Annotated in this window: 16 protein-coding genes; 6 read left to right on the forward strand and 10 right to left on the reverse strand. The window is 60.3% G+C overall.

Going from position 1 to position 17,352, the window contains the following annotated elements:
* The first annotated feature begins 45 nt into the window (after positions 1 to 45).
* Genes mglB through OKC43_RS15850 form a run of 4 tightly spaced genes read left to right on the forward strand, consistent with a single transcriptional unit; the run spans position 46 to position 5,418 of the window.
* Positions 46 to 1,032: a galactose/glucose ABC transporter substrate-binding protein MglB gene (mglB, locus tag OKC43_RS15835; protein WP_005340747.1), complete on the forward strand. Its 987-nt coding sequence runs from the start codon at positions 46 to 48 to the stop codon at positions 1,030 to 1,032.
* A gap of 53 nt (positions 1,033 to 1,085) precedes the next feature.
* The gene (gene mglA, locus OKC43_RS15840; RefSeq protein ID WP_033136359.1) at positions 1,086 to 2,606 is read left to right on the forward strand and encodes a galactose/methyl galactoside ABC transporter ATP-binding protein MglA; all 1,521 of its coding nucleotides are present in this window, start codon (positions 1,086 to 1,088) and stop codon (positions 2,604 to 2,606) included.
* Positions 2,607 to 2,622: 16 nt separating this feature from the next.
* Entirely contained in the window at positions 2,623 to 3,633 is a 1,011-nt protein-coding gene (gene mglC / locus OKC43_RS15845; protein WP_005342585.1) for a galactose/methyl galactoside ABC transporter permease MglC, read from the forward strand.
* Between the two features lie 51 nt (positions 3,634 to 3,684).
* Positions 3,685 to 5,418, forward strand: coding sequence for a methyl-accepting chemotaxis protein (locus OKC43_RS15850; protein WP_236272194.1), 1,734 nt, complete (start codon positions 3,685 to 3,687; stop codon positions 5,416 to 5,418).
* Between the two features lie 67 nt (positions 5,419 to 5,485).
* On the opposite strand, the gene trmA is transcribed toward OKC43_RS15850, so the two are convergent.
* The gene (trmA, locus tag OKC43_RS15855) at positions 5,486 to 6,619 is read right to left on the reverse strand and encodes a tRNA (uridine(54)-C5)-methyltransferase TrmA (RefSeq protein WP_236272195.1); all 1,134 of its coding nucleotides are present in this window, start codon (positions 6,617 to 6,619) and stop codon (positions 5,486 to 5,488) included.
* Positions 6,620 to 6,789: 170 nt separating this feature from the next.
* Between trmA and OKC43_RS15860 the strand changes: the two genes are divergently transcribed.
* Entirely contained in the window at positions 6,790 to 7,932 is a 1,143-nt protein-coding gene (locus OKC43_RS15860; protein ID WP_236272196.1) for a DUF5610 domain-containing protein, read from the forward strand.
* Between the two features lie 89 nt (positions 7,933 to 8,021).
* Positions 8,022 to 8,555 carry an ATP--cob(I)alamin adenosyltransferase gene (locus OKC43_RS15865; protein WP_236272197.1) on the forward strand — a complete coding sequence of 178 codons (534 nt, stop codon included), beginning with the start codon at positions 8,022 to 8,024 and terminating at the stop codon, positions 8,553 to 8,555.
* Between the two features lie 99 nt (positions 8,556 to 8,654).
* On the opposite strand, the gene malZ is transcribed toward OKC43_RS15865, so the two are convergent.
* The 9 genes from malZ to OKC43_RS15910 form a co-directional block, all read right to left on the reverse strand.
* The gene (malZ, locus tag OKC43_RS15870; protein ID WP_005355500.1) at positions 8,655 to 10,484 is read right to left on the reverse strand and encodes a maltodextrin glucosidase; all 1,830 of its coding nucleotides are present in this window, start codon (positions 10,482 to 10,484) and stop codon (positions 8,655 to 8,657) included.
* Positions 10,485 to 10,489: 5 nt separating this feature from the next.
* Positions 10,490 to 11,338 (reverse strand): HDOD domain-containing protein, encoded by an 849-nt coding sequence (locus OKC43_RS15875; protein ID WP_064341032.1) that lies wholly within the window; start codon positions 11,336 to 11,338, stop codon positions 10,490 to 10,492.
* 70 nt (positions 11,339 to 11,408) lie between these two features.
* Positions 11,409 to 11,825, reverse strand: a complete 417-nt coding sequence (locus tag OKC43_RS15880; RefSeq protein WP_100652293.1) for an META domain-containing protein — start codon at positions 11,823 to 11,825, stop codon at positions 11,409 to 11,411.
* Positions 11,826 to 11,990: 165 nt separating this feature from the next.
* Positions 11,991 to 13,352 (reverse strand): molecular chaperone, encoded by a 1,362-nt coding sequence (gene yegD / locus OKC43_RS15885; RefSeq protein ID WP_236272198.1) that lies wholly within the window; start codon positions 13,350 to 13,352, stop codon positions 11,991 to 11,993.
* Positions 13,353 to 13,444: 92 nt separating this feature from the next.
* The gene (locus OKC43_RS15890; protein ID WP_005340720.1) at positions 13,445 to 14,434 is read right to left on the reverse strand and encodes a 2-hydroxyacid dehydrogenase; all 990 of its coding nucleotides are present in this window, start codon (positions 14,432 to 14,434) and stop codon (positions 13,445 to 13,447) included.
* Between the two features lie 74 nt (positions 14,435 to 14,508).
* A complete protein-coding gene (locus tag OKC43_RS15895; RefSeq protein WP_005355485.1) occupies positions 14,509 to 15,003 on the reverse strand; it encodes a CreA family protein in 495 nt (164 codons plus the stop codon).
* A 26-nt stretch (positions 15,004 to 15,029) separates the two neighbouring features.
* On the reverse strand, positions 15,030 to 15,476 hold the full coding sequence (locus OKC43_RS15900; protein ID WP_236272199.1) for an Mpo1 family 2-hydroxy fatty acid dioxygenase: 447 nt from the start codon (positions 15,474 to 15,476) through the stop codon (positions 15,030 to 15,032).
* A gap of 62 nt (positions 15,477 to 15,538) precedes the next feature.
* On the reverse strand, positions 15,539 to 16,396 hold the full coding sequence (locus OKC43_RS15905) for a hypothetical protein (protein WP_042081792.1): 858 nt from the start codon (positions 16,394 to 16,396) through the stop codon (positions 15,539 to 15,541).
* Positions 16,397 to 16,543: 147 nt separating this feature from the next.
* Positions 16,544 to 16,930: a TraR/DksA family transcriptional regulator gene (locus OKC43_RS15910; protein ID WP_005356952.1), complete on the reverse strand. Its 387-nt coding sequence runs from the start codon at positions 16,928 to 16,930 to the stop codon at positions 16,544 to 16,546.
* Positions 16,931 to 17,352 lie beyond the last annotated feature (422 nt).

A 17,352-nucleotide genomic window follows, 5' to 3' on the forward strand; every position in this document is an offset into this window, starting at 1 on the left:
TGCTCGCCACCCTACAACACAGATAGACACATCGGAGCACACATAATGAAAAAACTGACCACAGTTGCCGCCCTGCTGATGGGCATGATGGCTGGAGCCAATGCCCAGGCTGACACCCGTATCGGGGTAACCGTCTACAAATACGACGACAACTTCATGGCGGTCGTGCGCAAGGCCATCGAGAAGGAGGCTGCAGCCACTCCGGGGGTGGAGCTGCTGATGAACGACTCCCAGAACGACCAGTCCAAGCAGAACGACCAGATTGACGTGCTGCTGGCCAAAGGGGTGAAGGCGCTGGCCATCAACCTGGTAGACCCGGCTGCGGCACCGGTGGTGATTGAGAAAGCCCGTGGCGAAGATATCCCGGTGGTCTTCTACAACAAGGAGCCGAGCGCTACCGATCTGGCCAGCTACGACAAGGCCTACTACGTGGGCACCGACTCCAAGGAGTCAGGGATCATCCAGGGTCAGCTGATTGCCAAACACTGGAAAGCCCATCCGGAGTGGGATCTGAACAAGGATGGCGTGATCCAGTTCGTGTTGCTGAAAGGGGAGCCGGGCCACCCGGATGCCGAGGCGCGCACCTCCTACGTGGTCAAGACCCTGAACGATGGTGGCGTCAAGACCGAGCAACTGCACATGGATACCGGTATGTGGGATACCGCCATGGCGAAAGACAAGATGGATGCCTGGATCTCCGGCCCCAACGCCAACAAGATCGAAGTGGTCATCGCCAACAACGACGGCATGGCAATGGGCGCGGTTGAGTCACTGAAAGCCCAGGGCAAGACTGCCATTCCGGTATTCGGCGTCGATGCGCTGCCGGAAGCGCTGGCCATGGTCAAGAGCGGTGCCATGGCGGGTACCGTGCTGAACGATGCGGCCAACCAGGCTAAAGCCACCTTCGAGCTGACCAAGAACCTGGCTGAAGGCAAACCGGCCGGTGAAGGCACCAAGTGGAATATCGTCGACAAGGTAGTACGTGTTGCCTACGTCGGTGTGGATAAAGACAACCTGTCCCAATTCGAGTAATTCCCTCCTCCAGGGCAAGGGAGATCCCCTTGCCCTTTTTTCAACCAGATGTGATGGCTGATATGACAACACAGCAACAATCAGAATGGCTGTTGGAGATGATTGACGTCAGTAAGAGCTTTCCCGGCGTCAAGGCACTCGATAATGTCAATTTACGGGTCCGTCCTCATTCTGTGCATGCGTTGATGGGCGAGAACGGAGCGGGAAAATCCACACTGCTCAAGTGCCTGTTCGGCATTTACGAGAAGGATCAGGGCAAGATCTTCTTCAAGGGGCAGGAGATCAACTTCACCTCCTCGAAAGAGGCGCTGGAAAATGGCGTCTCCATGGTGCATCAGGAGCTCAACCTGGTGCTGCAGCGTACCGTGATGGACAACATGTGGCTCGGCCGCTACCCCACCAAGGGGTGGTTTATCGACCACGGCAAGATGTATGACGACACCAAGCGCATCTTCGATGAGCTGGATATCGACATCGACCCCAAAGTGAAGGTCGCGACCCTGTCGGTCTCACAGATGCAGATGATCGAGATCGCCAAGGCGTTCTCCTACGATGCCAAGATCGTCATCATGGACGAACCCACCTCCTCCCTGACCGAGAAAGAGGTGAACCACCTCTTCAAGATCATCAACAAGTTGAAGGATAAGGGGTGCGGCATCGTCTACATCTCTCACAAGATGGAGGAGATCTTCCAGCTCTGTGACGAGATCACCATATTGCGGGATGGCCAGTGGGTGGCAACCCAGCCGCTCAAGGGCATGACCATGGATCAGATCATCGGCATGATGGTCGGCCGTGAACTGACCCAGCGCTTCCCGGAAAAGACCAACCAGCCGAAAGAGGTGATCCTCGAGATCGAACACCTGACGGCGAAGAACCAGCCCTCCATTCAGGATGTGACATTCAACCTGCACAAGGGGGAGATCCTCGGCATCGCCGGACTGGTGGGGGCCAAGCGCACCGACATCGTCGAGACCCTGTTCGGTATTCGTGATCGCAGTCAGGGCAGCATCAAGCTGCACGGCAAAGAGGTAGCCAACCACAACGCCCACGAAGCGATCCGCAACGGCTTTGCGCTGGTGACGGAAGAGCGCCGCTCCACCGGTATCTACTCCCGGCTCGATATCGCCTTCAACTCCCTGATCGCCAACATGGACAGCTACAAGGGCTCCATGGGGCTGCTCAGCGACAACAAGATGAAGAGCGATACCCAGTGGGTGATCGACTCCATGCGGGTCAAGACGCCGACCCAGCAGACCCAGATAGGTTCCCTCTCCGGGGGCAACCAGCAGAAGGTGATCATCGGCCGCTGGCTGCTGACCCAGCCGGAGATCCTGATGCTCGACGAGCCCACCCGCGGCATCGACGTCGGGGCCAAGTTCGAGATCTACCAGCTCATCCTGGAGCTGGCGAAGAAGGACAAAGGGATCATCATCATCTCGTCAGAGATGCCGGAATTGCTGGGGATCACCGACCGCATCATGGTGATGAGCAACGGCCGGGTCGCCGGGATCGTCAATACCAAAGAAACTGACCAGAGCGAGATACTGCGCCTGGCATCTCTGTACCTCTAGAGACAGGAAGACATTTATGGAGTCGGCTAAAAATTTCAATCTGATGCAGGCGCTCAAGGAAAACGCCATCTATCTGGTGCTGCTGGTGCTGCTCATGGTCATCGTGATCCAGGAGCCCTCCTTCCTGAGCCTCACCAACTTCAGCAACATCCTGACCCAGTCCTCGGTGCGGGTCATCATAGCGCTGGGGGTGGCGGGCATCATCATCACCCAGGGGACGGATCTCTCGGCCGGTCGTCAGGTTGGTCTGGCGGCACTCATAGCGGCAACCATGTTGCAGGCGCTGACCAACGTCAACAAGGTGTTCCCGACGTTGGGGGAGGTGCCCATTCCTGCGGTGATCCTGCTGGTGTGTGTGGTGGGGGCGCTGATTGGTCTGGTCAACGGTCTGATCGTGGCCTACCTGAACGTCACCCCGTTCATTACCACCCTGGGCACCATGATCATCGTCTACGGTATCAACTCCCTCTACTTTGACTCGGTAGGGGCCTCGCCGGTGGCCGGGTTTGATCCCCGCTTCTCCAGCTTCGCCCAGGGCTTTATCCGGATAGGAGGATTCAAGCTCTCCTATCTCACCTTCTATGCAGCCATCGCCAGCGTCTTTGTCTGGGTGCTGTGGAACAAGACCCGCTTTGGCAAAAACATCTTCGCCATCGGCGGTAACCCCGAGGCTGCCAAGGTCTCCGGCGTCAATGTGGCGGTCAATCTGGTGATGATCTATGCGCTGGCGGGGGTCTTCTACGCTTTCGGCGGCATGCTGGAAGCGGGCCGGATCGGTAGCGCCACCAACAACCTCGGCTTCATGTACGAGCTGGATGCCATCGCGGCGTGCGTGGTGGGCGGGGTGTCGTTTGCTGGCGGGGTGGGAACGGTCGCGGGTGTGATTACCGGCGTACTTATCTTCACCCTGATCAACTATGGCTTGACCTATATCGGGGTCAGCCCTTACTGGCAGTTCATCATCAAGGGCGGCATCATCATTCTGGCGGTGGCCCTGGACTCCATGAAGTACGCCAAGAAGAAGTAACGATTGGCAGAGAGGGTTGGCGTTGCCAGCCCTCTCTTCTGGAGGGAACCCATGCCATTCAAGGTCAAGATTTACCTCTTGCTGCTACTGGCCATTCTGGTCACCATCGGCACCGCCGGGCTCAGTGTCAACCACTTCATCAGTGGCTACATTCGCACTCAGGCCACCCACAACATCAACGAGCAGATCACTCTGGTCAAAGAGAAGCTGGCCAGCGACATCAATCAGAAGATCCTGTTGGCCGCCAACCTCAACTTCGGGGTGACCAACGTCAAGAAGACCTTGCAAGAGACCGGCTTTCACAACATCGTCAAGGTGATCGGCGACATGGCCTTCGATGTGAATGGGGTCATCAACGACAACGCCAAGGTCGATGCCCTGCGCAAGCTGATCCCCGCCGCCCACAACCAGATCACCGTCAGCCCGCTGCAACAGGTGGATGGCAAGCCGGTCATCACCATTCTGGTGCCGCGCGGTACCGATTCCGCCTATCTCTACTACCTCGACATGAGCGAGTTCAAAAGCCTGCTGGAGAAGATGAGTGGCGATGGCCGCTACTTCTCGTTGGCCGACAGTCAGGGCAACAACCTCTATGACAGCAAGCCGCAGGGGGAGAGCGAAGCGCGCCCCAACCAGCTGGATATTCGCGGCAGCAGCTGGACGCTGGCCGGCTACATCGATCTTGACTACATCCGGGCCATGACCCGAGCCCTCAACGGCCAGATCATCATGGCGCTGTGCGGCGTGGCGATTGTGGTGATGGTGCTGGCCATACTGGCGCTCAACGTGGCCTATCGCCCCATTCTCTCGTTGCGGGATCTGGTGCTGGAGCTCTCTCGCGGCAGTGGCGATCTCACCCGCCGACTGGCGGTGACCAGCAAGGATGATCTGGGCCAGATCTCGGCCGGGATCAACCGCTTTATCGAGCGGTTGCAGGAGATGATGGGGGAGGTGCGACAGGCGAGCGGCCAGCTCAACAGCGGTATCGAGGGGTTGGCCAACCAGACCGGCGCCGCCCAGTCCCTGCTGGCGGAACATGTACGCGAGACCGAGCAGGTGGTGACTGCCATCAACGAGATGAGCCGCACCGCGGTCTCCGTCTCCGAGAGTGCGGCCAGCACCGCCCAGCTTACCGGCCAGAGCCAGCAGCTGGCGAGCCAGTCCCGTCAGGTGGTGGATCAGGCCATGGCCAGCGTGATGGCGCTGGTGGACGAAGTGGAAGCCACTGCTCGCTCCATCGAGGCGATGCAGCAGGATGTGCAGCAGATTGGCTCAGTGCTCGGGGTGATCGGCAGCATTGCCGAACAGACCAACCTGCTGGCCCTCAACGCCGCCATCGAGGCGGCCCGCGCCGGTGAACAGGGGCGAGGTTTTGCGGTGGTGGCAGACGAGGTGCGTTCCCTCGCGGCCCGTACCCAGCAGAGCACAGCCGAGATCCAGACCATGCTGGCCAGTTTGCAGCGCGGCACCCGAACTGTGGTGGATGCCATGGGCAACACCAAGCAGAGCTGTCAGGGGGCGGCCGAGAACACCACCAGGGTCAACGAGTCGCTGGATCTGATGGCCGGAGAAGTGGTGGAGATCAACGATCTCATCAGCCATATCGCCACGGCGGCGGAGCAGCAGAGCGCGGTAGCCGAAGAGATCAATCGCAACATGAGCGCTATCGCCGAAGTGATCCGTCAGCTGACCCACAATGGCGAAGCGACGGTTGCCAGCTCCGCGGCGATGCAACAGACCTACGACCGGCTGCGGGAGATCGTGGGTCACTTCCGGCTGGAGTGAGGCCGGTGTTCAGTCAATAACAAAACAGGGCCATCCGGCCCTGTTGTTGTTTTCCTGTCAGCCTGAATCAACCGGCCTTGCGGCGCAGATAGACCCCGGCTTCCATGTGATGGGTCCAGGGGAACTGGTCGAACAGGGCGAAACGGGCGATCTCGTGGGTTTCGCCCAACACTGCCATGTTGGCCTGCAGGGTTTCTGGGTTGCAGGAGATGTAGAGGATGTTGTCGTACTCCTGCACCAGCTTGACGGTGGCATCGTCGAGACCGGCGCGGGGCGGGTCAACGAAGATGGTGTTGCACTGGTAGCTCTTGAGGTCGACCCCCTTGAGGCGGTTGAACTCCCGCTCGCCACGCATCGCCATGGTGAACTCCTCGGCTGACATGCGCAGGATGATCAGGTTGTCGACGCCGTTGGCGGCGATGTTGAACTGGGCGGAGTCGACGCTCGGCTTGGCGATTTCGGTGGCCAGCACCTTGCGGAAGTTCTGCACCAGCGCGATGGAGAAGTTGCCGTTGCCGCAATAGAGCTCCAGCAGGTCCCCTTCGCTCCCCTTGGTCACATCCAGCGCCCAGGCCAGCATCTGCTCGTTGATGGCGGCGTTGGGCTGGGTGAAGCTGTTCTCCACCTGCTTGTAGATGAGCTGGCGACCCGCCACGTTTAGCTGTTCGATGACGAAGTCATCCCCCAGACAGATCTTCTGCTTGTGGGCGCGGCCAATCAGCTGTAGCTCGAACCCCTTGGCGCGCAGATCGGCCTGCAGCGCTTCGGCGGCTTGTTGCCATTCAGCCTCCAGCTTGCGGTGATAGAGCAGGCTGACAATGATCTGGCCGGACTGGGTGGAGAGGTAGTCGATCTGGAACAGCTTGCGGCGCAGCACCGGGTTTGGGCGCAGCCCCTCCAGCAGCAGCGGCATCAACTGGTTGATGAGGCGGCTGGCGGTAGGGAAGTGGTCTATCTTGATGATCTCTTTGGTCGCCGGGGCATACATGCAGTGGAAGAGGTCATCCCCTTCGTGCCAGATGCGAAATTCGGCGCGCATCCGGTAGTACTCCGCCGGTGAGCTGTGCACTTCCAGCGCCGGGAGGGTGAAGCCGGCAAACAGCTCGGTGAGGCGAGCGCGCTTTTCGTCGAGTTGGGCCTGATAGTCGGCCGCGGTTCTAGGCGCCGGAGCGTTCGCGGAAGGCTGTTGGGATTGGGTCATAAATACCTCACATGCACACCGGCCGGGCCGGGTCGAAATCGGGGGAAGGCAACAGGCCACCCAAAGGGGCCCGATTTTAAAAGCCAGCCGCAGATTGTCCAGCATTTTGTGGTCAAGAAGTGTTCAGTCAGGCCGATAGCTGATCTACAGGCATGGTGGGAGGACACATTATGCAGATCGAAGGCGTGGGCGCAGCCCAACCCAAGGGAGTGGGTGTTTCTCCCAAATCGCCCCAACAGGCGGAGCAGAAACAGGTCAAGAGCGAGGAGGCGGTCTCCTTGCACAAGCCGCCCAAGTGGGCGCAGGTGCTGATCCAGCAGGCATTGCAGTTCTCGCTGGAGATCAACGGCCAGGGCTATCAGGCGCCGAAGGTGAAAGAGCCCGAGGAGATCACCCCGGAGACCCTGTTCGACTTCCAGTCGGTGGCGGACAACGTGCTGCAGTTCGTGACCGGGCGGCTTGGTGCCGCACGGGCCGATGGCAAATCTGACGACGACCTGACCGGGATGATGGAGCAGGCCCGCAAGGGGGTCGACAAGGGCTTTGACGAGGCGAAGAAGCAGCTCGGCAAGTGGGCGACTGACAACGACGATATCAAAACCGGTATCGATCAGAGCTATAAGTTGATCCAGAAGGGGCTCGAGGAGTTCGAGAAGGAGTTCTTCGGCAAGGTCTCTCCGACCGACATGGGACAGGCCGAGATGGCCAGTCGCCAGCAGGGTTATCTGGAGATCCAGACCAAGGATGGCGACAAGGTGGTGCTGCGCTTCAACGACAGCTGGCAGACCAAGTCCCAGACCAGCGAGAGTGGCAGCCAGTTCAGCCTCAAATCGAGCCAGAGCTTCAGCTTCTCGCTGGAGGGGGATCTCAGCAGCGACGAGATGGAGTCCATCGGCAAGCTGGTCAAGGGGATCGACGAGCTGGCGGGGAACTTCTTCTCCGGCAACTTCGAGGATCTGCTGGACAAGGCGGGCGAGCTGAAACTGGATGACAGCCAGCTGGCCTCCTACTCCCTCAAGCTCAAGCAGAGCGTCAAGCTGAGCCAGACCTATCAGGGGGCCAGCTCCCTGCAGGATCTGCTCAAGCCGTTTGCCGACTACCTGCCGAAGCTGGATCAGGTACAGAAACAGGCGGATACCCTGCTGCCACCATCCCAGCAACAAGCGCTGACCCCGGCCGTGCTGGCCGCGAGAGGTGAAGAGGAACCGGCGCAGGTCGATCGCTTCACCAGCTTCAACCAGCGGATGCTGGAGGCGCTGCGGATGATCAGCCAGTTCCAGCCCTCCACCGAGCCCGCCAGCAAGCGCGTCTGAGCCACAGCGCGTTACGCAAGTAATGACCTGCCGTTTGCCAGCCCTTCTCGGGGCTGGCAAACTGGCCTTTTCTCCAATCCGGTTGCCCCATGAACCCCAAGAAGCCAAGAGACAAGCGCGAGCTCTGCTACCCCTTTATCTTCGAAACCTCGTTCAAATGTGATTTTGAAATCGCCACCGACGAGCTCTGCTGTCAGGTCGGGGCCGTGCTGTCACACCTTGCGCCGGATGCGGATACCGAGCCCATGCTGGCGGATCTCGCGGCGTTGCAGCGACTTATCTACAACCTAAACGGCTCGGTACGCGGCAAGCTGGGGATCTTCGATGCAGATCTTGAGTGGCTCAAGGCCCGTTACGACCACTACAACGAGGCGAGTCGCGGCAGCGTCACCGGTTTTGTGTTGCCACAGGGGCCGCAGCCCATTCCAACCCTCCATCTGTGCCGCTGCGGCAGCAAGAAGGTGGTGCGGCTGCTGGTCAGGCTGGAAGAGAGCGAGGTGGCCTTCGATCCCATTCTCTATCGCTTCGCCAACCTGCTGGCCAACTTCTTCTTCGTGCTCACCGTCTACCTCAAGCAGCGCTGGCAGGTGCTGGAAGTGCCCTACGTCAGCATCAATTACTGATGGCGGCTGGTTAGCGGCCAGACGTCATGGTGGATTGAACGGAATAAAAAACCGGAGCCTTGGGCTCCGGTTTTGCTTTTCAGCGCGTCAGTTGCCCGCTCAGCTGGAGATCAGCACCCTGGCCGAGTTGGCGGGGATGGTGAGCTGCACCTCGCCCTGCACCACTTCAAACTTCTCGCCGTTGAAGGCATCGGTGAAACGGCTGGCAGGGCTGGCGGTCTGCCACAGGGGCAGGCTGATGGTGCGCGGCTCGCTCGGGTGGCGGTTGCAGGCTACTACCACCTGATCGCTTTGCAGGGTACGGGCGAACACATAGCTGTGGGGCCCGGCGTAGAGGGTCTGGATATCGCCACGGCGCAGGGAGGGGCGCTGGCGGCGGATCTGGATCAGCCGACGATAGTGGTCGTGCAGCACGTGATCCCAGTCTGTGGTATCCCACGGGAAGCAGCGGCGGCAGTCTGGGTCGTTGCCGCCGGAGAGCCCCACTTCATCGCCATAGTAGATGGAGGGCACACCGATATAGGTGAGCAGCAGGGTGGCGGCCAGTTGCATCCGCTGCTTGTCCTCGCCCAGCAGGTGGAGGAAGCGGGCGGTGTCGTGGCTGTCCAGCAGGTTGAACTGGGCCAGCTGGTTCTTGAACGGGATGTGGGCCCGCGCCAGCTTGAGCCAGCGATCCAGCTCTTCGGCGCTGATCTTGATGGGGTGGTAGGCGATGTCCTTGCCAGCCAGGAAGGCGCGGATCGGGTGGGCGAAGCCATAGTAGTTCATGGCGCCATCCTCCTGATCCCCTTGCAGCCACTGGCTCGCCTCGAAGAAGTGTTCGCCGAGCACATAGGCGTCCGGGTTCTCCTGCTTCACCGCCCCGCGAATGGCGCGCACGTGACTGCGGTTGCCCTCGGCGGTGCCGCGCTCACCCAGCATGTGGATGACGTCAAAGCGCCAGCCATCGATCTGGTAGGGGGCGCGCATCCAGTAACGGAGGATGGCGTCGTCGGCCCGATAGACGGCGTCTTGCACCTTCTCGCAGGAGAAGTCGAGCTTGGGCAGGCTGCGAATGCCCTTCCAGCTGACATAATCCCCTTCTTTGTCAAAGGTGTAGAAGCTGCGCCACGGGGAGTCCGGGTTGCTCTGGGCTCCCAGTGGCGGGCAGAACCAGGGGTGCTCGGTAGAGGTGTGGTTGACCACTGCATCGAGGATGATCTTCATGCCGCGCTGGTGCAGGTTGCGGGTCAGCTCGGCGAACTGCTCGTTGCTGCCGAGGTGGGCATCCACCTTGAAGTAGTCCTGAGTGTCGTACTTGTGGTTGCTCGGCGAATCGAAGATGGGGTTGAGGTAGAGCGCCGTCACCCCGAGAGATTGCAGGTAGTGGAGCTTGGCATCGATCCCCGCCAGATCGCCACCGTAAAATTCGCAGGCGCCGTGGCCCTCTTCGTGGCGACTGACCGGCTCGCCCCACGCCTTGCTGATCACCGCTTTGCCGCGATATTCGTACTCGTGATGCTTGACGCTCAGCGACGGATCGCCGTTGCAGAAACGGTCGGGGAAGATCTGGTAGAACACCTGATCCTGCACCCAGGCCGGTGGCTGGTGCAGGCTGTTGAAGCGAAAATGCTGTTCCCGTGGCGGCATGGACGCGCTGACGCCCGCACCGTGCAGCCACCACTGCTCCTCGTCGGTGAGGCACTTGAAGCTGTAGAGGTGGATATCCTGTCCCTTGATGAGCGGCAGGGTCGCCTGCCACACCTGCAGCCGATCGCGGGTGGAGACCGCTGTCATCGGGATCAGGTACTCCTCGTTATCCGGCTCGTGGCGCAGCCACACCTCGCGGATCGGCGCATCCAGCTCGCTAAAGAGGGTCAATTGCAGTGCGTCGGCGCTCTCTTTGAACCAGGGCGCCACCTGGGGATGAAACAGAAACGGATGGGTCATGATGCTTATTGAGTCAGAAGATCGGCGAGGGCATTACCCTGTTCATGCAGTGTTTCGAGCTGGCCTGCCAGCGACTTGGGATCCAGTCCCAACTGGTCGGCGAGCGGCTTGGGGAAGCGGGCGATGATGGCCTGGGCAGGCACGCCCGCGTTCCAGGCGAAGGAGATAAAGACCGCCAGACGGATCAGCACCGCCTCCTTGCTGACCGGATCGTGGGAGAGCGGGTCAAGCTGTTGGGAAATGGCATCGACGAAGGCCTCGGAGAGGTTCCAGCGTCGCGCCAGCTCGGCGCCGAGCTGGGCATAGTCGTAGCCCAGCATCTCCCGCTGGGCCTCGACCCGGCTGCTGCCGTTCTGGATCGCCATGTTGATGAGCTCGGCCTCTTCCGGCAAGGTGCTCTGGATAAGCAGTTCGCCGATGTTGTGGATAAGAGCACAGGTGAAGGCGGTCTCGGGATCCATCACCTTGGCCTCCTGGGCCAGCGTTTTGGCGATGGTGGCGACCTGGAAGGTCTCGGTCCAGAACTTGTTCTTGTCGAAGCTGGGCGGGGCCTTGAAGGTGCCGATGATGCCGGAGGCGACCACCACGGAGCGCAGCCGGTTGAAGCCGAGCCGGATCACCGCCTGTTCGATGGAGGTCACTTCGTTGCCCCGGCGCAGGGCAGCCGAGTTGGCCATCCGCAGCACCTTGACGCTGATCACCTGATCCATGGCGATCTTGGCCGCAATCTCGTCGATGCGGGCATTCTCGTCGTTGAAGCTCTGCATCAACTCGTGCAGCAGCTTGGGAATAGTGGGGAGTTGTTTGATCTTGTCAAACAGGCGATCCATCGACATGGCTGAGGCAGCCTCCATTGCGAACTCTGCCTCATATTGTGCCACAGCCGGACAACATGTTCCTGTTTGTGATGCGGCTTTGTGAGCGCTAGAACACCCAGTCGCGCAAGGTGTATTCCAAACGGTGCTGTTTGCCCTGCAGGATCAGGTTCTGACTGGTGCCGCTCAGGGTCGCCCCCTCGGTAAGGGTAGTCAGCACGGCCTGCTCTATGGTGTCGAGCGGCGGCATGCAGGCCATTTCGGTGCTGCCCAGACTGGTGACCCACAGTTTGTCATCTTCCAGATGGCCCTGACCGAAGTAGCGGTTGCAACCGGCGATGCCGTTGACGGTGAAGTGCTCGCCGATCTCGAAATCGGGGGGATTGTCGCGGGGGGCCTTGATCGGCTGGCCATCCAGTTTGCTCAGTACCCAGTGGTGGTGTTGCAGGTCTTGCTGAACAAAGGCGGTCGAGCTGCAGCCAGCGAGCAGTAACAGGGGGATCAGCAAAAAGGGCAATCTGGGCATGAGGGGGCTCCGGTTGGGGGAGCGTCAAGAATACCCTTTTTGGGCAGTCGGGAGCAGGGCGGGAGAGGGGACGACCGACCGCTTCTGTCGCCCCTTGTCCCGCGCGACTGTCGCTTAATGGCAACACACGGGTGATGTTGCCATCGATTTACGCTATCTCAGGGCTCAGTTGGCGAACAGCCGCTCGGCATAACGGGCAAGACCGGCAGCCACCGAGCCGAAGTCATCGCCACCCTCAAGCGGGATGGAGGGGAGCTTCTGGCGGATAAAGCTGGCGATCAGCGGCGAGCGGGCGCTACCGCCGGTGACGAAGATGCGATCCGGCTGCACACCGGCGGCGGCAATCGCTTCGTCCATCAGCTCGCCAATCTTCTCCAGCAGCAGGGCCGAGGCGTTGGCCAGCTGTTCGCGGGTCAGTTCCGCTTCCAGCCCTTTTTCCAGCTCGGCCAGCGACTGGCGATTGAGTTCCTGCTCCGAGAGGGCGATCTTGCCCTGCTCGGCACGCCACACCAGCTGGTGGCTCAGCTTGTGGGCCCGCAGGCTGGCCAGACGCCCCAACTTGCTGCCGGGCTGGCTGTCGAGCTGCAGATCCTGCAGCTGGCGGGCGGTGTCGAGGCTGTAGAAGCGGCTCTGGGCGCTGACGTCGTTGATGGCGGCCGCATCCCAGAACAGCGGGTGGGGCAGCGGCTTGCCGGTCTTGAGGGTCTCGTGCATGCCGAGCAGCGGCATCATTCCTTCCACCGTCAGGCGGATATCAAAGTCGTTGCCGCCGATCCGCTGGCCGCTGTGGCCGAGCAGATCGCCGCTGCGATCCAGCTGATCTCGGTAGCTCGGGCCCATCCGCAGCATGGAGCAGTCGGTGGTACCGCCGCCGATATCCACCACCAGTACCACGGCGTCTTCGGTGAGGCGCGCCTCGAATTCAAACCCGGCGGCCACCGGCTCGTAGAGGAACTCCACCTGCTCGAAACCGGCCAGACGGGCCGCCTCGGTCAGAATAGCGATAGCTTGCTGGTTGCTCTCTTCCCCCGCCAGGCCCTGGAAGTTGACCGGACGGCCGATCACCGCTTGACGGATCGGGGCGCCGAGCTGCTGCTCCGCCTGCCGACGGACGTGGAGCATCATGGCGCAGACGATGTCTTCAAACAGGGCGATCTGGGGGGCCTTGAGGCCATAGGCACCGAGGAAGGATTTCGGCGATTTGATGTAGTAGCCGTCGTCCGGCTCTTCCAGATAGCGCTCCAGCGCAGCGCCACCAAAGCTCAGCTCGTCGATCAGTCCCTCTTCGCGCATCTGGCGGCGAACCATCTGGGCGCGGGTGACCACGGGGCCGCGCAGCTTGAGGTACTCTGCCTGCTGGGCGGGGGCCAGCCCTTCGGCCAACAGACCGGCAATAGCATCCCGGTGGGGGGCATGCAGGGTGGAGGGGAGATAGCGGGATGCGCCAAGATTCAGCAGCCTGGGGCTACCTTGTTCCATCACGGCCACGGCACAGTTGGAGGTGCCGTAATCAAATCCGATAAACATGGGCGCCAGACTCCTGAATAAAAAAGGGGGGCTAGCCTACCCGAAGGCGCCGGGTCTCACAACCCGGCGCGTGACGAAGAGAGGGCGAGCCCTTATTCCACTTCGTTGTCGCAGCGGCCCTGGCTCTCGATGGCGCGGATATTGCCGAGGGTGGTGTCGGCGATGGCGTGCAGCGCCTCGCGGGTCAGGAACGCCTGATGGCCGGTGAACAGCACGTTGTGGCAGGCTGACAGGCGGCGGAACACGTCATCGGTGATCACCTCGTTGGACTTGTCGGAGAAGAAGAGGTCCTCTTCCTCTTCGTAGACGTCCAGCCCCAGCGCGCCGATACGGGAGGTCTTGAGCGCCTCAATGGCGGCGTTGGAGTCGAGCAGGCCGCCCCGGCTGGTGTTGATGATCATCACCCCGTCCTTCATCTTGGCAAATGCCTCCTTGTTCAACAGGTGGTAGTTCTCTTTGAACAGCGGGCAGTGCAGGCTGATGATGTCGGATTGGCGGAACAGGGTATCGAGATCCACGTACTCGGCACCCAGCTCGATGGCTGCCGGATTCTGGTAAGGATCGTTGACCAGCAGGCGAACCCCGAAGCCCTTGAGGATGCGCAGGGCGGCCAGACCGATCTTGCCGGTACCGATGACGCCAACGGTCTTGCCATGCATGTTGAAGCCGACCAGCCCTTCAAGCGAGAAGTTGGCGTCGCGGGTGCGCTGATAAGCCTTATGGATGCGGCGGTTGAGGCACATCATCATGCCGACAGCATGCTCGGCGGTCGCCTCGGGGGAGTAGGCGGGCACCCGCACCACTTTCAGCCCCAGCTCTTTGGCGGCGGCCAGATCCACGTTGTTGTAACCGGCGCAGCGCAGGGCAATCACCTGGGTGCCGTTGGCAGCCAATTCGGTCAATACCTCGCGGTCGGCATCGTCATTGACGAACAGACACACCACCGGGAAGCCGTGAGCCAGTCGGGCAGTTTTGGCCTCCAGCCGCACATCGAAAAACTCCAGGTCGAAGCCGTACTGGCTGTTGGCCTGGTTGAAATGCTCTTTGTCATAGCTCTTGGTACTGAATACGGCGACTTTCATGGTATGTGCTCCGCAGCGTGTGTGTCGTCAAATTACAACAAAATGGGTCAGCTATCACCGGACAAACCGGCTGGTTATTGTCCCCACGGCATAATGGGAACGGCGCTGACTGCACTCTTGTACGAACCATCCACCAGTTTGGTGCTGTAGGTCAGGTAAACCAGTGCATTGCGTTTCTTGTCGTAAAAACGCACCACTTTCTGCTCCTTGAACACCAGCGAGGTGCTGACATCGAACACCTCTTCCCCTGCCTTCAGCTTTTCGGGCAGGGTGATGGGGCCGATCTGGTGGCACGACAGGGAGGCGTGGGAGGGATCTTCCGCCAGGCCCAGCCCGCCCTTGACACCGCCGGTCTTGGGGCGCGCCAGATAGCAGGCGACGCCGTCGATGCGCGGGTCGTCGAACGCCTCCACCAGGATCTTGTGGTTGGGGCCAAACAGCTTGAAGGCGGTGCTCACTTCACCGACCGGGTCGGCCTTGTCGGCCAGTGCCGGGCCGGCAAACAGGGCCCCCAGCAGCAAGGGCAGGGCGCGGCGCAGGGCGTTATGTCGCGTGTGGTTATGTGTCATGGTCTCTCCTGTTGGCCCGGCACTCCTCAATAGGGAATGCCCAGGCGACGATAGAGGCTGGCAAGCACCCAGGCGGGGCCTATCAGCAGAAATTGCAGGTCGGCGAGGAAGGAGGGGCGCTTGCCCTCGATCTTGTGGCCGACAAACTGGGCTATCCAGAGCAGCACGAACGCTGTCACGGCCGGCCACAACAGCGGCCCCTGCCATTGGTGGCAGAAGGCCAGCCCGAGCGCGGTCAGCCCGGCCATCCCCGCGAACAGCGAAAACGACAGCTGCAAATAGAACAGCAGCACCGGAATGGCTGCCACTGCCGCCCAGTTGAGGGGCTCTGGCAAGGGCCCGTGTGGCAGAGACCAGAGCAGCGCCAGCGAGCAGAGATAGATGCCCGGCACCGCCAGCTTGTGGATGGCGACGTTGACCGGATGGCGATGGCTCTGGCCATACTCCGCAAACCACTCCTGGATTCCTTTCATGGCACCTCCCTGGCGCACTGTGTTCTCGCAGCCTGACCTTCGTGGTCAGGCGCTCGTGATGATTATCCCTGTGGTGGATACTCCCAATATTGGGCCGGAATGGATTTTAGCAACGGGGTCATATCCGGATTGGGCAGGGCGATGGTGACCCGCTGATCGAGGTTGGCGCTGGCGAGCGCTTCGCGGATCTTGGGGTTGTCATTGAAGAACTTCATAAAACTGCCATCGGCATAGGCCCGCTCCAGCCCGGTCTGAATCGCCTTGGCCAGCTTGGGGTATTCGGGGCTGACGAAGAAGAACTGGGCGAAGGGGTAGCGGATCAGCAGATGCTGCTCGATGGCGAGGTTGGGATACTGCGCCACCAGCTCGCTGCGCTCGGCGAAGATTTCCACCAGGGCGCGCGGGAAGAAGTCGATCTTGTCGCCGTCGTTGATAAGGCGAAACAGACTGCTGTATCGGCCGGAGAAGGTCGGGATGCCTGCATTTTCCAGAATTTTGTTATCGGCCCAACCGACCCCTTGCGCCGCCTTCAGCTGTTTGAGGTCGGCCAGGGTATTGATCTGGTTGAACTTCTCCTGAGCGTCCGCGTGGATGAACGACAACCGCAATCCTTCCAGCCCGCGAAACAGCGGAATGGGGACGGCAATCAGGGAGGATTCGAGTGCGCTGGAGGTGCCCATCCAGAAGACGTTGATGGTCTTGCCCTTGCTCAGTTGCTGCTGGAGGGTGAACTGGTTGAGGTCGAGTTCGACAGGCTGGATGCGAAAGGGTTGCCCGGAGCGGGTCAGGGCCAGTTCCAGCAGCTTGTACTGGTACTCCTGGTCAAGATTGTTGACGGGACGGCTGGGGACCTTGACCGTCAGAACCTGTGCTTGTGCCAGCAGTGGCAGGCACAAACACAGCTTGATGAGCCATTTCACTCTCTGTTCTCCTGTAGATTCCGGAAGGTGTCCGGAGTCTAACAGAACTTGTCACCATCTTGCTGCGAGGCGTTGTGCAAGGTTTGAGCGCGGGGCCCTGCCTTGTTGGCGTCTGTTGCACCAGAATGGTGACGGTTCTTCGAAGAATCAGGCGACGCGACGGAACACGTGGGTATCGTTAAATTCCTTGGTGCTCTGGCATTCGACGCAGAAACGGGATTCCGGACGGGCATGCAGCCGCTTGAGGGAGATCTCGTCACCGCAAGATTCGCAGTAACCAAAATCCCCTTCGCTGATGCGCTTCAATGCGCCCCGCAGCTTGCGCAGGTGCAGCTTGTCGTGCTCGATGCGGTTCAGCTCCAGACGGCGGGCTTCCTCGATACTGGCACGGTCAATTTCATCAGCCATCTCGTTGGTGTCGGTGGCGATGGCCTGGCTGGCCTGGGAGTTCAGGCGCTCTTCGAGCTCGACGATCTGTCGCTCGATCTGCCCCTTGTAAAAGGCCAGTTGGTCTTCAGTCATGAAATCACACATACGATTAACTACCAGTCAGTTTACTAACCCAATTATCCCTGTTTATGGGGGCTGTCTGCCTACAGACCAAGCCCTTGTATCCCGATTTGCACCTGTTTCATGCAAGAGAGTGCAAATCAGGGCGGGCCTTGTACCAAAAAAATGCAGCCAAGCAAAGCAAATAGGATAAGGATTGTGCGCCCTTGCAAAAAAATGGTCCGTTCCTGCGGGGGATTGGTCGGGATCTGGCGCCTGCTTCACCCTCTGTTGGCATCGCCTTTGCAACGATGAGAAGGGTGGGCTTCGTACGGATTTGAGTGTTTAGTATTTGGTGCCGCCTTGGTCATTATATGCGCCGTTATTTATAGTTTTTTAAACACGCCCGCTTGACATTGCCCTTGATGGCGGGCTTTTATGGTGATGTTGATTACAATTTTATAACA

It is taken from the genome of Aeromonas sp. Y289-2, from assembly GCF_027705925.1.
Lineage (GTDB): Bacteria > Pseudomonadota > Gammaproteobacteria > Enterobacterales > Aeromonadaceae > Aeromonas > Aeromonas veronii.

Excerpts from the sequence above, each read along its gene's own strand:
- mglC (WP_005342585.1), top strand. The coding sequence starts at position 2,623 with ATGGAGTCGGCTAAAAATTTCAATCTGATGCAGGCGCTCAAGGAAAAC.
- OKC43_RS15900 (WP_236272199.1), bottom strand. The coding sequence starts at position 15,476 with ATGAAAGGAATCCAGGAGTGGTTTGCGGAGTATGGCCAGAGCCATCGC.
- malZ (WP_005355500.1), bottom strand. The coding sequence starts at position 10,484 with ATGACCCATCCGTTTCTGTTTCATCCCCAGGTGGCGCCCTGGTTCAAA.
- mglB (WP_005340747.1), top strand. The coding sequence starts at position 46 with ATGAAAAAACTGACCACAGTTGCCGCCCTGCTGATGGGCATGATGGCT.
- trmA (WP_236272195.1), bottom strand. The coding sequence starts at position 6,619 with ATGACCCAATCCCAACAGCCTTCCGCGAACGCTCCGGCGCCTAGAACC.
- OKC43_RS15860 (WP_236272196.1), top strand. The coding sequence starts at position 6,790 with ATGCAGATCGAAGGCGTGGGCGCAGCCCAACCCAAGGGAGTGGGTGTT.
- OKC43_RS15875 (WP_064341032.1), bottom strand. The coding sequence starts at position 11,338 with ATGGAGGCTGCCTCAGCCATGTCGATGGATCGCCTGTTTGACAAGATC.
- OKC43_RS15880 (WP_100652293.1), bottom strand. The coding sequence starts at position 11,825 with ATGCCCAGATTGCCCTTTTTGCTGATCCCCCTGTTACTGCTCGCTGGC.
- OKC43_RS15890 (WP_005340720.1), bottom strand. The coding sequence starts at position 14,434 with ATGAAAGTCGCCGTATTCAGTACCAAGAGCTATGACAAAGAGCATTTC.
- mglA (WP_033136359.1), top strand. The coding sequence starts at position 1,086 with ATGGCTGATATGACAACACAGCAACAATCAGAATGGCTGTTGGAGATG.
- OKC43_RS15850 (WP_236272194.1), top strand. The coding sequence starts at position 3,685 with ATGCCATTCAAGGTCAAGATTTACCTCTTGCTGCTACTGGCCATTCTG.
- OKC43_RS15910 (WP_005356952.1), bottom strand. The coding sequence starts at position 16,930 with ATGTGTGATTTCATGACTGAAGACCAACTGGCCTTTTACAAGGGGCAG.
- OKC43_RS15865 (WP_236272197.1), top strand. The coding sequence starts at position 8,022 with ATGAACCCCAAGAAGCCAAGAGACAAGCGCGAGCTCTGCTACCCCTTT.
- yegD (WP_236272198.1), bottom strand. The coding sequence starts at position 13,352 with ATGTTTATCGGATTTGATTACGGCACCTCCAACTGTGCCGTGGCCGTG.
- OKC43_RS15895 (WP_005355485.1), bottom strand. The coding sequence starts at position 15,003 with ATGACACATAACCACACGCGACATAACGCCCTGCGCCGCGCCCTGCCC.